Origin of the sequence: Micromonospora sp. SL4-19, assembly GCF_047921475.1 — a bacterium.
Taxonomy (GTDB): Bacteria; Actinomycetota; Actinomycetes; order Mycobacteriales; family Micromonosporaceae; genus Micromonospora.
The window spans coordinates 25,185-39,518 of record NZ_JBLROB010000044.1; the positions used below are offsets into that span (position 1 = coordinate 25,185).

Sequence of the window (14,334 nt, forward strand, 5' to 3'; positions counted from 1 at the left end):
GATGGTGCTGGAGGCTCCGAAGAGTGATCCGGACACCGAGCACGGTCAGGAGCGGCGTACCACCTCGGGCGACTCGCTCTCCAGTGGCACCGCGTGCGCCGGCACCAGGCCGAGTTGCACGGCCGGGCGGGGCAGGGCCGCGTCGAGCATCCAGTCGGCACCCACCCGGGCCCGGTTCCCCGGCATCGCCAGGAGGTGGTAGCCCCGGGTGACGGCCTTCGCCGGCAGGCCGGACAGCGACACCTTCAGCGGGTTGGCCGCGGCCTGCCGGCCGCCCAGGTCGACCACCCAGCCCAGGTCGAAGTGCTTGTACGGCTTCCGCTTGCCCTGCCCGTACGTGGCGGCGATGTTGTGCGCCGCGAGCTTGCCCTGGCGCTGCGCGTGCTGCGCGGTCATCGCGCAGATCTGCCCGGGCCGGCTCAGGTCGGGTACCGCCGCCGCGTCGCCGCAGGCGAACACCTCGGGATAGCCGGGGACGTTGAGGTACTCGTCGACCACCAGGCGTCCCTTCTCGGTGCGCAGTCCCAACTCGGCGACGAACGGGTCGGGGCGCACCCCGACGCACCAGACCAGGCTGCACGTCGGGACGTACTCGCCGTCGGTGAGCATGACGCCGTCCGGGGTGGCCTCGGAGACCGAGGTACCCATCCGCACGTCCACCCCGCGCCGGCGCAGCACCCGGTCGGCGGTGACCGACATCCGTTTGTCCAGCTCGGGCAGCACCCGGGGGGCCACGTCGAGCAGCATCCACCGCGGGCGGACCTTCAGGTGGGGGCGCTGGGCGATGAGACGATCGGTGAAGAGCTGCCCGTGGGCGGCGACCTCGGTGCCGGTGTAACCGGCACCCACCACGACGAAGGTGGTCCGGGCCCGCTGCTCGGCGGGGTCGTCGGTCAGCTCGGCCAGTTCGATCTGGCGGACCACGTGGTCGTGCAGGTAGAGGGCCTCGGGCAGGCCGCGGAAGCCGTGCGCGTACTCGGTCACCCCGGGGATGGGCAGCAGCTTGTTGACGCTGCCGACGGAGAGCACCAGCCGGTCGTACGCCAGCTGGCCGTGGTCGCCCTCCGGGGAGCGGTACCCCACCCAGCGGTTCTGGAGGTCCACCCGGTTCGCCTCGCCGATCACCACCCGGACGCCGTCGAGGGTGCCGGCGAGCGGCACGGAGATCCGGGTCGGCTCGACCACCCCGGCGGCGACCTCGGGCAGCAACGGCAGGTAGAGGAAGTAGTCGGTCGTGTTCAGCAGGACGATTTCGGCCCGCTGGCTGGCCAGCCGACTCAACGTCTTCGCCGCGTGGTATCCGGCGAACCCGGCACCCACGATCACCACACGAGGTTTCGTCATGCCTGCTCCCGTTCCCGTCCGGGCGGTCGACAAACGTGCCAAAGCTCGCGGTTCACGCAGCTGAGCCGGGGTCATCCGGAACGGGTGGGGTCACCTCACCCATCGGCCGCGGAGACTGGTCGGACCGCGAGAGCCGAGGGAGGAGAACGACATGGCGGTCCGCACCACGACACGTCCCTCGCCCGAGGACGTGTTCCCGATTCACCCCGCGTACGGCTACCGGATGCGCCGGCAACGGGACCCGGTGGGCGTACGTGGGGGGCCACGGCGCCACCCGGGGGGACCCTGGTTGGACGACGCCGCGCGGCACCAGGTACGCGCCCGCTACGAGCTGCGGGACCGGCAACTGGCCCGGGCCCTGGTGACGGCCGTCAGCCAACCCGGTGACTCGGCGGAGAACCTGGCCGGCCGACTGGAGCAGCGGATGGACACGCTGGTGCATCGCGCCGGGTTCGCCCGCTCCATCAGCGAGGCCCGCCACCTGGTCGCCCACAACACGTTCACGGTCGACGGCGGCAAGGTCAACCGGGCCTCGTACCTGCTCCGCCCCGGGCAGACCATCCAGATCCGGCCGGAGCGGCAGTGCCGCGCGCCGGTGGCGGCCGCGGTGGCCGGTCAGGCCGAGGGCGCCAGCCCGTCGTACCTGGACGTCCGGGCGGACCGCGGCACCGCGACGCTGACCCGGGAGCCGCAGCGCCAGGAGGTGCCGGCGCTGCGGGACGTCCCGATCGCCGTGCAGACGATAGAAGGGAAGCCGCTGTGAGTATCTTGCCGACCGACCGGCGCGTGTCCAACTACCACCAGCAGAGTGGCAGCCCACGGCTCACGGCCCGGCAGCGCCGGCGCGTGGATCACAAGCAGGCGAAGTTGCAGCGGCTGACCGGGCAGCGCCCGCAGGCGCGCGGGCCCGGACGCTGAGCCGGGAGTACGGGTGGCGGTCGCCGGACCTGCGGCCGCCACCCAGGGCTGGCGGGCTCACGTGGGTTGTTGGACCGGGGATCAGCCCGGCCCGCGGGTGGCCTCCCGGCCGCTGTGAACTTGATGATGCAAACGACTCACCTCGCTCGCACCGTCCGGACCGCAGCCGGCGATTCACTCACGTCATCAAGTTTGTAGGCGGCGAGAGCAACGCTCCGGCCGGTGCCGCCGCGAGCGCCGCGCCTCCCGGCGGCCAGGCCGCCCCAACCGCAACCGTGCGTCAGGCCCGCCCGGGGTCGGGCGCGGTGATCGCCCACCGCTCGTGGTCGCGCCAGGCCCCGTCGATGAACAGGTAATCCGGGGAGAAGCCCTCCAGCCGGAAGCCGAGGCGGTCGGCCAGGCGCTTCGACGGCTCGTTGCCGGGCTGGATGTTCGCCTCCAGCCGGTGCAGCCCGAGCGCGGTGAATGCGTGCGCGATGACCTGCCGGATCCCGGCCGAGGCGTGCCCGGTGCCGGCGTACGGCAGGAAGGCGGCGTAGCCCAGGTAGCCGCCGCGCAGCGCGCCCATGACGATGCCGCTGATGGTGGCGTACCCGGCGATCTCGCCGGTGGCCACGTCACAGAACAGGTAACCGGAGCTGTCCCGCCCCCGGATCTTGCGCAGGTACGCCGCGAACCGCTCGGGGTCGTCCGGGGCCGACAGCCACGGGTGATGCAGCTCCCGGCTGCGCCGGGCGGCGGCGACGAACTCGGCCTCGTCGCCGGGTCGGGGTCGCCGGATGCCCACCCGGCCGTCGGTCAGCAGGTATCTCACGGGGCCCCACTCTCGGCCACCGGCGCCGCCCCTGTCCAGCCGGGGTCGCGCACCGAGTCACAACCCATACCGCCGCCTGACGGTCGCCTTTTCGTCACATCGGTGTCGCCGGGGCGACGACTGGCTCCACCAGCGTGGAATCGCGCCGGAGACACCGGCCGACCAGCGGAGGGCCAGCAGTGGGACTCGACGACACGACGACGACTCCGCCGCGCCGCGGCCGGATCGTCATGCTCGTCGACAACAAGGTCGAGGGCGACTCCCGGGTGCAGAAGATCGCCCGGTCCGCCGCCGAGGCCGGCTGGGACGTCACCCTGCTCGGCCGCTCCCCCGACGGGACGGAACGGAGCTGGCAGCTCGGCACCGCCGAGGTCCGGCTGCTGCCGATGCCGGACCCGCTGGACCGCCGCCGCCACGAGTTCCGCCGCTCCCTGCGCTGGCCGTTGGCGTACCGGCCGGGCGGCATCGCCGAGCACCGGGCGCAGGCGGTGCGCGCCTGGCAGGCCGACCTGACGGTACGCTCCGCCCTGATCCGGCAGCGCGCCGCGGCGGGCGAGCTGGCCGGCGCCCGGTTGCGGCGAGCCCGGGGGATGCTGCGGCTGGAGACCACCGCCGCCCGCGTCCTCGGCCGCTGGGTGTGGCTGCGGACCAAGATGATGAACCGGGTCCGGTACGGCCGGAAGTTCCGCAGCCCGTGGGACCGGGCGTACACGCTGTTCTGGCAGCTCGTCCGGGGTGACCGCGCGTGGCGGCGGCTGGAGCCGGGGCTGTGGGACTACGAGCTGGCCTACGGGCCCGAGGTTGACCGGCTCCAGCCCGACCTGATCCACGCCCACGACTTCCGGATGCTCGGGGTCGGCGCCCGCGCCAAGATCCGCGCCGCTGGCGAGGGCCGGCGGATCGCCCTGGTCTGGGACGCCCACGAGTTCCTGCCCGGCATCAAGCCGTGGCGCGACCACGCCCGCTGGCTGCCCGCGCACCGGGCGCACGAGCGGGAGTACGCCCCGTACGCCGACGCCGTGCTCACCGTCTCGGCGGACCTGGCCGCGCTGCTGCGCCGCGAGCACCGGCTCGCCGAGACCCCCGCCGTGCTGCTCAACGCCCCCGCGGTCGACCACCGCCCGTCCGACGAAACGCCCCCGGACCTGCGCGCCGAGTGCGGCCTCGACCCGGACGTGCCGCTGCTGGTCTACAGCGGCGCCGCAGCGCCGCAGCGCGGGCTCGACACCCTGGTCGAGGCGCTGCCCCGGCTGCCCGGGGTGCACGTGGCACTGGTGGTCAACCCGGCGCTGCGCTACGTCGAACGGCTCGCCGACCGGGCGGCCCGCCTCGGCGTCGCCGCCCGGCTGCACGTCCTGCCGTACGTGCCGCACTGGCAGGTGGTGCCGTTCCTGTCCGGCGCGGACGTCGGGGTGATCCCGATCCACCGCTGGCCCAACCACGAGATCGCGCTGATCACCAAGTTCTTCGAGTACGCGCACGCCCGGCTGCCGATGGTGGTCAGCGACGTGCGGACCATGGCCGCCACCGTCCGGGACACCGGTCAGGGCGAGGTGTTCCGGGCCGGCGACGTCGACGACTTCGTCCGCGCGGTGACCGCCGTGCTGGCCGACGCCGCCCGGCACCGGGCCGCGTACGACCGGCCGGGCCTGCTCGCCGGCTGGACCTGGCAGGCCCAGGCCGACGTGCTGGAGGCGGTCTACCGCCGGCTGCTGCCCGCCGCGGCGGCCCCCGAACCCGACGTGGCCGCGCCCGAACCCGGCCCGGCCACGCCCGACCCGCAGGCCCCCCGAGGAGCGCTCCGATGACCGCCCCCGACGTCAGCGTCGTCATCCCCGTCTACAACACCCTGCCCTACCTACGGGCCTGCCTCGACTCGCTGCTACGCCAGACCATCGGCCACGACCGGATGGAGGTCGTGGCGGTCGACGACGGCTCCACCGACGGCAGCGGGCGGCTGCTGGACCGGCTCGCCGCCCGGCACCCCGGCACGGTGAAGGTCATCCACCAGGCCAATTCCGGTGGCCCGGCGGCCCCCTGCAACCGAGGCCTGGAGCAGGCCAGCGGCCGGTACGTCTTCTTCCTCGGCTCCGACGACCACCTGGGCCCCGAAGCCCTCGAGCGGCTGGTCGCCGCCGCCGACCGGTACGGGTCGGACGTGGTGCTCGGCAAGGTGGTCGGGGTCAACGGCCGGCACGTCTTCTCCGACGTCTTCGCCGGCGGCAACGCCGTCGACGTGGACCTGTACGACTCCGCCCTGCCCTGGTCCCTGGCGAACACCAAGCTGTTCCGCCGGGAGCTTGTCGACCGGCACCGGCTGCGCTTCCCCGAGGACATGCCGGTGCTCAGCGACCAGCCGTTCACCCTGGCGGCCTGCTACCACGCGCGGCGGATCTCGGTGCTCGCCGACTACGACTACTACCACGCGGTACGCCGGCTCAACGCCCGCAACATCACGTACCACAGCCGGATCGAGAAGCGGCTGGTCAGTGTGGAGCGGCTCTTCGCCTTCGTGGCCGAGCTGATCCCGGCCGGTGCGCGCCGCGACGCGGTGCTGCGCCGCCACGTCGGGCTGGAGCTGGCCAACCTGGTCGGCGACGACTTCCGCCGGCTGGACCGCGCCGAGCAGGAGCGGGTGCACGCGGTGGTCCGCCGGCTGGTCGAGCGGTACGTCACCGACGGGCTGCGGGACCGGCTGGACATCGAGGCGCGGCTGCGGCTCGGCGCGGTGACCGCCGGGGGCGTCGACGAGGTGCTCGCGGTCATCGACCAGGACGCCGAGCGAGGCGTCCCCGCGACCGTGGTCGAGGGTGATCGCTGGCACGCCGGCTACCCGGGCACGCCGGCGGCCTGGGCCGACGTCACCGACGTACGCGCGGACTGGCTGGCCAAGCTGGACACGGTCGAGGTGCGCTGGGACGGCGGACACACTCTGGCGGTCACCGCGCGCAGCCCGTACCCCCGGTTCGCCGCCGAGGCCGGCCCGGTACGGCTGGTGGCCGGCCAGATCATCGGCACCACCCTGCTGGACGCCACCGACCCGACCGGTCGGACCGTCCGGACCGACTTCCCCATCGACCGGCTGCTCGCGGTCAGCGCGGCCACCGGCCAGCGCCACCCGGTCCGGGCCGAGGTGACCGGCACGCACGGCCACGGCAACGCCCCGGTCCGCGCGCCTCGGCTCGCCGCCGGCCGACCCCGCCTGCTCCGGCGCGGCGCCCGCCTGTACGGGGTGGCCGCCACCGTGGACCCGCGCAGCGGCCAGCTCGTCCTCTCCGTGGTGCCGGTGACCGTGGGCCAGCTGGTCAGCCGCCTGCGCCGGCGCCTGCGACGGACCGAACCGGCGGTCGTCCGCCCGGCCGGCACCGCCGTGCCGGAAGGCCGCCCGGCCGGCTTCCCGGCGGCCGCGGTCGGCCACCCGGGAACCCACGCCGAGCCGGGCCCGGCCCAGGTCGGCCACCTCACCGCCACGCCCTGACCGGCCCCGCCCTGGCCTGGGTCGATCAAGAGGCTCACGCCGACGGGTCTACAGCGGGCCGGGGTGCGGCTGGTCGGGCGGCATCGGCACCTGCAGGTAGGTGGACCCGCGCAGGTCCAGCCAGGCCCGGTCGGGCGCGCGGACCAGCCGCAGCATCACCCCGGCGCAGGCCGGACAGCGGGCCACCAGGCCGGGGGCGTGGGAGTAGACGTGCAGCCCGGCCATCGGGCCGACCGCGCCGCAGGACGCACACCGTCCGGTGGCCGCGCTGAGGTCGACCGCGAACAGTTCCCGCAGCGGCCCGTCGAGCATGTTGCCGTCCAGATAGGACATGTCAGTCATGCGCCCTCCTCGAGGGTCAGCCGGTCGGGCCGAAGCGTTCGGTCTTCACCCGCCGGGTCGGGTGGCCCAGCCCCACCAGCAGGTCCGCCACGGTCTCCACGAAGCCGGTGGGGCCGCAGACGTAGCAGAGCGGTTCCAGGTCGGGCGGCCAGCCGTGGGTGTTCACGTCGGCCAGGCCGATCCGGTGCGGTTCGCCGCGCCAGCCCTCCGGCGCCTGACGGGTGTACACGTACGCCACGTCGAGGCCCTGGTCGTCGCGGGCCCGGCGGCGCAGCTCGTCGCCGTAGAAGACGTCGGTGGGGGTGCGCACCGAGTAGATCAGCCGGAACGGTGCCCGGCTGCCGGCGGCGCGGCGGGCCCGGACCATCGCCATCAGCGGCACCACGCCGGATCCGCCGGCCACCAGCAGCACCGGCGCGTTCTCCTCGGCACGCCAGACGAACCAACCGCCGACCGGCCCGCGTACCTCCACCGGGTCGCTCTCGGCGTACACGTCGATCAGGTACGGCGACACCTCCCCGTCGGGCACCCGCTGGACGGTCAGCGCGATCCGCTCGTCGTCGACCGGCGCCGCGAGGGAGTACGACCGGGCCGCCTGGTAACCGTCGGCGGCGGTGAGCCGGACGTCGACATGCTGCCCGGGCAGATGCCCCGGCCAGCCGGGCACGTCCAGCACCAGGGTCTGCGCGGTCGGCGTCTCGATCCGCCGCTCGGCGAGGCGGGCCACCCGCCAGGCCAGCGGCGCGGCGACCCGGCCGGAGGTCTGCGCGGACACCTCAGTCGCCCTGGTAGCGCTGCTCGCGCCACGGGTCGCCGTAGTCGTGGTACCCGGCGGTCTCCCAGAAGCCGGGCTGGTCGTCGGTGAGCAGCCGGACGCCGCGCACCCACTTCGCCGACTTCCAGAAGTACAGGTGCGGGACGAGCAGCCGGGCCGGGCCGCCATGCTCGGCGGGGAGCGGACCGCCGTCGTAGGTGTGCGCCACCCAGGCCCGGCCGCCGCGCAGGTCGTCCAGGGGCAGGTTGCTGGTGTAGCCGCCGTACGAGTGGGTCAGCGCGTAGCGGGCGCTGGTGTCGACGCCGTCGAGCAGGGTGTCCAGCGACACGCCCTGCCAGCTGGTGCCGAGCTTGGACCAGCGGGTCACGCAGTGGATGTCGACGGTGGGCGTCTCCTGCGGCAGGCTCATCAGCTCGTCCCAGGACCAGCGGTACTCGGCGCCGGATTCGGTGGTGAGGACGAACTCCCAGGTGTCCAGCGGCACCTTCGGCGTCGGACCGGCGGAGAGCACCGGAAAGTCCTCGGTGAGGTACTGCCCCGGTGGCAGGGCGGGCTCGGCCGAGCGGGGCCGGCCCTGGAAACCCGGCGACACGATTCCCACCCGTCAGTCGTACCACCCGGGGGTGGGCCGGGCGTGGGGTTCGGCCGGACCGGCCGAGGTGGGTGACCACCGCGGCCGGTCCGCCGGTGGACTCAGTGCCGCTCGACGACCCCCGTGTCGCCCAGGTCACGGTCGCGGGTGGCGCGCAGGCTGGTGAGGGTGACGACCACCAGGACGCCGATGATCACGCCGAGCGAGGCGAGGGTGGGGATCTGCGGTACGCCCGGCCAGACGCCGTGCGCCCAGTGCAGGCCGAGCTTGACCCCGATGAAGGCGAGGATGACGGCCAGGCCGTAGCTGAGGTGCACGAGGCGGCTCAGCGCGGCGTGCAGCACGAAGTAGAGCGCGCGCAGGCCGAGCAGGGCGAACGCGTTGGTGGCGAAGACCAGGTACGGGTCCTCGGTGATGCCGTAGACGGCGGGTACGGAGTCGACGGCGAAGACCACGTCGGTGGCGAGCACCGCGACCACCACGAGGGCGAGCGGGGTGAGGGCTCGGCGTCCCCGCTCCCGGACGGTCATCTTGGTGCCCTGGTACTCGTCGACCACCGGCATGACCTTGCGGAGCAGCTTGACCGACCGCATCTTGTTGATGTCGACCTCCTGCTCGTGCCCGGAGAGGGCGTCGCGGAGCAGCTTGACCGCGGTGGCGATCAGGATGACCGCGAAGAGCAGGAAGGCGAAGTCGAGGGACTGCAGGGCGGCGGCGCCGAGCGCGATGAAGACCGCGCGCAGCACCAGGGCGCCGGCTATGCCGTAGAGCAGCACCCGCTGGGCGAGCACCGCGGGCACCGCGAACGCGGCCAGCAGCAGCATGAAGACGAAGAGGTTGTCGACCGAGAGGGACTTCTCCACCAGGTACCCGGTGAGGTACTGGACGCCCAACTCGGAGCCGTACCGGGACCAGACCCAGGCGCCGAAGGCCAGCGGGAGCGCGACGTAGAAGGCCGACCAGCCGAGCGCCTCCTTGAGCGACACCTCGTGCGGGCGGCGGGTGACCAGGAAGTCCAGCACCAGCAGGGCGAGCACCCCGCCGACGGTCGCCGCCCACAGGGCGGGAGTCCCGACCGATGACAGCTCACCGGCGGACAGGTACGACAATTCGGTCATAATGGAGCCTCCTCGAACACCGTGTCATGTTCGAGGTCTCCTTCACCCACTTGTCATGGGCAACCACCCGGGGCGCCGCGGCGCCGTACTGACCGGAATGGTTCGTGGGAAGTACTCCCCTCGCGCGTACCAGGCTAGGGCAACCTGACGCGCTCGCCAAGTCCCGAGCGGCGCCGCAGGTAGCCTGGTTGCCCTGGTCAACCACTGGATGCACTGTCGACCGTGGTGCCGCCTCCCCCGGCGTCCTATGGTGGCGCGATGAGCAACCAGGGACCGCTCGCCGGCGTACGGGTGATCGAACTGGCCGGCATCGGGCCCGGTCCCTTCGCCGCGATGATGCTCGCCGACCTCGGCGCGGACGTGGTCCGGGTCGACCGCACCGCCCCCGCCGGGTTCGGCGACATCCCCGGCGATCTGCTGAACCGCAACCGCCGCTCGATCGCCGTCGACCTCAAGTCGGCCGAGGGGCGCGAGGTGGTGCTGGCCCTGGTCGCCGGCGCGGACGCGCTGATCGAGGGCTTCCGGCCCGGGGTCACCGAGCGGCTCGGCCTCGGCCCCGACGACTGCCTCACGGCCAACCCCGGGCTGGTGTACGGGCGGATGACCGGCTGGGGGCAGGACGGGCCGCTCGCCCACACCGCCGGCCACGACATCGACTACCTGGCGCTGACCGGCACACTGCACGGCATCGGCCGGGCCGGCGAGCCCCCGGTGCCGCCGATGAACCTGCTCGGCGACTTCGGCGGCGGCGGGATGATGCTGGCCCTCGGCGTCGTCGCCGCCCTGTACGCGGTGCGCGCCGGCGCCCCCGGCCAGGTCGTCGACGCGGCCATCGTGGACGGAGTGTCGGTGCTGGCCACCCAGATCCACGCGCTGCGCCGGTCCGGAATGTGGCAGGACCCGCGCGGGGTGAACCTGCTCGACGGGGGTGCGCCCTTCTACGACACCTACCAGTGCGCCGACGGGCGCTACCTCGCCGTGGGCGCGCTGGAGCCACGGTTCTACGCCGAACTGGTCCGGCTCACCGGCTTCCCCCTCGACGGCGACGAGGCTCCGGACCGCACCGACCCGGCGAACTGGCCGGCGCTGCGGGCGGCGTGGGCGCGGCTGTTCCGCACCCGGACCCGGGACGAGTGGGCGGAACTGCTCGCCACCACCGACGCCTGCGTCGCGCCGGTGCTGGACTGGGCGGAGGCGCCCGAGCACCCGCACCTGGCCGCCCGGGGCGTCTTCGTCGACCACGAAGGGGTCACCCAACCGGCCCCGGCGCCGCGCTTCTCCGCGACCCCCACCTCCGTACGCCGACCGCCGCCCCGGCCCGGCGAGCACACCGACGAACTGCTCGCGGAGGCGGGCTTCGACGCCGAGCGGATCGCCGGGTTGCGCGCGGCCGGGACGGTCGCCTGATCCGGCTGACCCGGACGAGCAGCAGGGCCCGGCCGCCGCGCGGGGATCAGCGGCGTAGCGCCGCGTTGGGTGCCAGGGCCGGCTCCACCATGTCCCGGTAGTCGCGCGGCATCTGCACGACCACGTCCGCGAACTCGCCGCCGGTGACCGCCTCGCGCAGCGTGATGAAGACCGCTCGCACCGCGTCGCGGGCCGTGTTCCCGTCGACCCCGGCCCGTTGCCCCACCCGGGCGATGAACTCGGCCGCCCCGAAGCGGTCGGCCGCCTCGGTGCCGGGGTGCGGCTTCAGCACCCGTTGGAGCGGCTTCGGCAACTGCGCGGCCAGGTCCAGCACCTCACCCCCGGTCAACCGCTCGGCCAGGGTCTCCAGCGTGGCTCGGGTCAGCTCGACCGCCCGCTCCGGGGACGTCCGGGCCCGTAGTGCGACCTGGTCGACAAAAGTCTCGTAGTTCATCGGTCGTTCCCCCTCACGGCTGCTCGCGCCCCGCCGCCTACCCGTCGGCGCGGGACGGAAACGGCCCGTGAAATTCCGGTCCTGGCGGTGCGTGACCGGCCGCTCGCCGGGTAACCGCCGCCGGTCGTGACCGCAACCGAGGCGCGAGGAGCCCGACTCATGGCGAGTTACACGGACGTCCTTGAATACCTGTCGGCGCTGGACTACCCGGCCGCCAAGGACGACGTCATCCGCGAGGCCGAGCGGGAGGGCGCGCCACCGGAGGTGTTGCAGGCGCTGCGGGCGCTGCCCCCGGTGGACTACGCCAACGGCACCGAGGTGGCCCGGTCGGCCGGCATCGACGCCGCCCCCGAGGTGGGCCGCTCCCAGCGCGCGGCGCAGTCCCGGGACAAGCGCCACCATCGGGTGTCGCAACACCTGCGCGGCATCTGACGCCACCCCGGTGCGGAGCGCGGACCGTCACGCGGTCGGGCACATCCCGGCGGGTGTCCAACTCGCCGGGATGGGGCTGGTCGGGGTCGTCTGCGGTGGACTCGTCGGAACGCTCAAGTCGCCGGCGCTCGGCCCGTTGGTGGGCTGGGACGCCGCCGCGCTGGCGTGGCTGGTTCTGGTCTGGGGTCGGCTGGGGCGGCTGGACGCCGAGGCGACGGCCCGGTTGGCCCTGCGCGAGGACCCGAACCGGGCCGTGCGGGACGCGCTGCTGCTGGTCGCCTGTCTGATCAGTCTCCTGGCGGTTGGCGTGCTGCTGACCGCCGCTCGCCCGATGCGGCCCGGCCTGGTGCTGGACACCGACCGCGGGCTGGGCGTACTCAGCGTGGTGGTCTCCTGGTTCGTCGTGCACACCGTGTTCACCACCCGCTACGCCCGGCTCTACTACGGCGGGGAGCCGGGGGGCATCAACTTCCACCAGAGCGAGCCGCCCTGCTTCACGGACTTCGCCTACCTGGCGTTCACCGTGGGAGCCACATTCCAGGTCTCCGACACCGACCTGTGCACCAAGGAGCTGCGCCGTACGGTGTTGCGGCACTCGCTGCTGTCCTACCTGTTCGGTGCGGTCATCATCGCGGCGATGGTGAACCTGCTCGCCGGCCTGGCACAGTAGCCGGACAGGCGGGCGCCCCGGGCCACGAACCGCGACCTGGGGCGCCACGCAACACCTGTCCCTGGAGTCCGCGCCCGAACCGGGTCGCGACCGCCAAGCGGTGAATGTTCGCCCGAACCGGGCGGGCATCACTGCCACGATCATCATACGATACGGGTTCAGCCGAACGGGTGAGAATCGCGGAACTGTGGCCCGACGCACGCCGTGGTGGTCAGCTGGTCAACTCCGCGTACCTACGCTCCAGGTCCACTCGGGCCAGTGCGCCCACCAGCCACGCCAGCCGCTCCGACTCACCGCTGCCGGCCAGCCCGGCCAGGTCGTCGGCGGACCGCCCGAGACCGAGGCGCCGGGCCGCAGCGAGCGCCCGCCGGTCCGCGACCGGCGCCACCTCGCGCCACACCGCCTGCGCCTCGCGCAGGAACAGTTCGACCACCTCATCGTCCACCCCGGGCAGAGCGGCGAGCATCCGCCGCTCTGGGGCCGGATCCTGATGGGCCTCCGTCCGCAACCGACGCAGGTCGCCCCGGTAACGCTCCACCACGGTACGGGCGAGGTCGCCGAGGGTGTCCGCGAGTGTGTCCACGTCGCCCCGCTGGCCCGCCTCGCGCAGCACGCGTACCCGGTCGGCGTGCAACGACCGGGCCATCCGGGCGGCGCTGTCCCACCCGTTCTCCCGCAACGCCACCGCGGTGTCGACCGCCTTACGGAAGTCTCCCCGCCGAGCGAGCAGAACGGACAGGTAGAGCAACTGGAACAGGTGGGACGGGTTGTTGACGACCCGGAACCCGTACCGTTCGGCGAACCCGCGACCGTCCCCGGCGAGCCGGCGGACCAGCCGCTTCTTGTCCTCGATGCTGGAAATCGCACTGGTCGGCATGCCCGGCGTCTACCCGGGCCGGCGCCGGACATTCAGCCGCGCAGGCCGCCGTGCCGGTCCCGTGCCTTCAGCCGGGTGGTGGGCAGCGCGGGGGCGGGCAGCGGGGGCGCCGGGTCGTCGGCGACAATGCCGAAGCGCCGGCCCGCCATCCAGTCCTCCCGGGCCGCGGCGACCTCCTCGTGCGAGCGGCCGACGAAGTTCCACCACATGACCAGAGGCTCCTCGAACGGTGCCCCGCCGAGCAGCAACAGCCGGCTGCCCGGGGCCGCGCGCAGGGTCACGGTGTCCCGACCGGTCCCGAGGTAGAGCAACGCGCCGGGATCGAACGGCACCTCGTCCACCTCGGCGGAACCGGACATCGCCAGCAGCCCGTACTCGAAGTCGCGACGCAGCGGCAGGCTCACCGGCGCGGGCCCGCCCACCTCGAGCTGCGCGCCCACCAGCGGGGTGTGCACCACGGCCGGAGAGCGCTCGCCACCCAGCTCGCCGGCCAGCAGAATCACGTCCAGGCCGCCGTCTCGCCACCGGGGCAGCTCCGCGTGGTGGGCGAAGTCCGCCGCGCCGGCCCGGGCCGGGTCCGGCAGCGCCACCCAGAGCTGAACGCCGTGCATCACCGGCGGATGCACCGCCGGCGACCGTTCCGAGTGGGCGATGCCGTGGCCGGAGGTCATCACGTTGAGCTGCCCGGGGCGGATCGATTGCACGTTGCCCAGGCTGTCCCGGTGCAGGATCTCCCCGTCGAGCAGCCAGGTGACGGTCTGGAGCCCGGTGTGCGGGTGCGGGGGCACCTCCATGCCGGGCCGCTCGGCGACGTCGTCCGGTCCGAAGTGGTCGACGAAGCACCACGCCCCGACCATCCGCCGCTGCCGCTGCGGCAGCAGCCGCCGCACGGTGGTGTAGCGGCCGAGCGGCACGTCGTGGCCGGGCAGCAGCACACTGCCTGGGTCCGCGGGCGCGGCGCCTGGTGGGACGGTCTGTGCCGGCAACGATTCGGTACGGTCCACCGCCCGACTCTACGCTCCGCTCGAAGGCTGGGGGTGGCTGTGGCCGGGGGCTGTGGGGTTGGTTGCGGTTGATCTGTGGTTGCGCTTGGGGGGTTGGTTGCTCTTGAGA

16 protein-coding genes are annotated in these 14,334 nt (G+C 73.6%); 7 read left to right on the forward strand and 9 right to left on the reverse strand.

The window, feature by feature from the left end; all coding sequences use genetic code 11:
* Positions 1-45: 45 nt before the first annotated feature.
* Positions 46-1,344: an NAD(P)/FAD-dependent oxidoreductase gene (locus tag ACNAVT_RS29810; protein WP_416301101.1), complete on the reverse strand. Its 1,299-nt coding sequence runs from the start codon at positions 1,342-1,344 to the stop codon at positions 46-48.
* Positions 1,345-1,495: 151 nt separating this feature from the next.
* Between ACNAVT_RS29810 and rpsD the strand changes: the two genes are divergently transcribed.
* Positions 1,496-2,107, forward strand: coding sequence for a 30S ribosomal protein S4 (gene rpsD, locus ACNAVT_RS29815; RefSeq protein ID WP_416301102.1), 612 nt, complete (start codon positions 1,496-1,498; stop codon positions 2,105-2,107).
* Positions 2,104-2,262, forward strand: a complete 159-nt coding sequence (locus ACNAVT_RS29820; RefSeq protein WP_416301104.1) for a hypothetical protein — start codon at positions 2,104-2,106, stop codon at positions 2,260-2,262. The genes rpsD and ACNAVT_RS29820 overlap by 4 nt, the downstream gene beginning before the upstream one ends.
* Positions 2,263-2,542: 280 nt before the next feature.
* On the opposite strand, the gene ACNAVT_RS29825 is transcribed toward ACNAVT_RS29820, so the two are convergent.
* Positions 2,543-3,076 carry a GNAT family N-acetyltransferase gene (locus tag ACNAVT_RS29825; RefSeq protein WP_416301106.1) on the reverse strand — a complete coding sequence of 178 codons (534 nt, stop codon included), beginning with the start codon at positions 3,074-3,076 and terminating at the stop codon, positions 2,543-2,545.
* Positions 3,077-3,306: 230 nt separating this feature from the next.
* Between ACNAVT_RS29825 and ACNAVT_RS29830 the strand changes: the two genes are divergently transcribed.
* Together ACNAVT_RS29830 and ACNAVT_RS29835 are read left to right on the forward strand one after the other, a co-directional pair.
* On the forward strand, positions 3,307-4,884 hold the full coding sequence (locus ACNAVT_RS29830) for a glycosyltransferase family 4 protein (protein ID WP_416301126.1): 1,578 nt from the start codon (positions 3,307-3,309) through the stop codon (positions 4,882-4,884).
* Positions 4,881-6,554: a glycosyltransferase family 2 protein gene (locus ACNAVT_RS29835; protein WP_416301109.1), complete on the forward strand. Its 1,674-nt coding sequence runs from the start codon at positions 4,881-4,883 to the stop codon at positions 6,552-6,554. Before ACNAVT_RS29830 ends, ACNAVT_RS29835 begins: the two co-directional genes overlap by 4 nt.
* A 48-nt stretch (positions 6,555-6,602) precedes the next feature.
* Here the strand turns inward: ACNAVT_RS29835 and ACNAVT_RS29840 are convergent, their stop codons facing one another.
* The 4 genes from ACNAVT_RS29840 to ACNAVT_RS29855 form a co-directional block, all read right to left on the reverse strand.
* The gene (locus tag ACNAVT_RS29840) at positions 6,603-6,896 is read right to left on the reverse strand and encodes a DUF6510 family protein (RefSeq protein WP_416301111.1); all 294 of its coding nucleotides are present in this window, start codon (positions 6,894-6,896) and stop codon (positions 6,603-6,605) included.
* A 16-nt stretch (positions 6,897-6,912) separates the two neighbouring features.
* Complete coding sequence (locus ACNAVT_RS29845) at positions 6,913-7,671, reverse strand: ferredoxin reductase (RefSeq protein WP_416301113.1); 759 nt, start codon at positions 7,669-7,671, stop codon at positions 6,913-6,915.
* Between the two features lies 1 nt (position 7,672).
* Positions 7,673-8,263: a sulfite oxidase-like oxidoreductase gene (locus ACNAVT_RS29850; RefSeq protein WP_416301127.1), complete on the reverse strand. Its 591-nt coding sequence runs from the start codon at positions 8,261-8,263 to the stop codon at positions 7,673-7,675.
* A 101-nt stretch (positions 8,264-8,364) separates the two neighbouring features.
* Positions 8,365-9,381: a TerC/Alx family metal homeostasis membrane protein gene (locus ACNAVT_RS29855; protein ID WP_416301115.1), complete on the reverse strand. Its 1,017-nt coding sequence runs from the start codon at positions 9,379-9,381 to the stop codon at positions 8,365-8,367.
* A 258-nt stretch (positions 9,382-9,639) separates the two neighbouring features.
* Here ACNAVT_RS29855 and ACNAVT_RS29860 point away from each other — a divergent pair, with 258 nt between their 5' ends.
* Positions 9,640-10,788: a CaiB/BaiF CoA transferase family protein gene (locus ACNAVT_RS29860; RefSeq protein ID WP_416301117.1), complete on the forward strand. Its 1,149-nt coding sequence runs from the start codon at positions 9,640-9,642 to the stop codon at positions 10,786-10,788.
* Between the two features lie 46 nt (positions 10,789-10,834).
* On the opposite strand, the gene ACNAVT_RS29865 is transcribed toward ACNAVT_RS29860, so the two are convergent.
* On the reverse strand, positions 10,835-11,242 hold the full coding sequence (locus ACNAVT_RS29865; protein ID WP_416301119.1) for a DUF2267 domain-containing protein: 408 nt from the start codon (positions 11,240-11,242) through the stop codon (positions 10,835-10,837).
* A 159-nt stretch (positions 11,243-11,401) separates the two neighbouring features.
* Here ACNAVT_RS29865 and ACNAVT_RS29870 point away from each other — a divergent pair, with 159 nt between their 5' ends.
* A complete protein-coding gene (locus tag ACNAVT_RS29870; protein ID WP_416301121.1) occupies positions 11,402-11,674 on the forward strand; it encodes a DUF2795 domain-containing protein in 273 nt (90 codons plus the stop codon).
* A gap of 10 nt (positions 11,675-11,684) precedes the next feature.
* The gene (locus tag ACNAVT_RS29875; protein ID WP_416301122.1) at positions 11,685-12,344 is read left to right on the forward strand and encodes a DUF1345 domain-containing protein; all 660 of its coding nucleotides are present in this window, start codon (positions 11,685-11,687) and stop codon (positions 12,342-12,344) included.
* Between the two features lie 211 nt (positions 12,345-12,555).
* On the opposite strand, the gene ACNAVT_RS29880 is transcribed toward ACNAVT_RS29875, so the two are convergent.
* Entirely contained in the window at positions 12,556-13,221 is a 666-nt protein-coding gene (locus ACNAVT_RS29880; RefSeq protein WP_416301123.1) for a hypothetical protein, read from the reverse strand.
* Positions 13,222-13,253: 32 nt separating this feature from the next.
* Positions 13,254-14,225, reverse strand: a complete 972-nt coding sequence (locus ACNAVT_RS29885) for a pirin family protein (protein WP_416301124.1) — start codon at positions 14,223-14,225, stop codon at positions 13,254-13,256.
* Positions 14,226-14,334 lie beyond the last annotated feature (109 nt).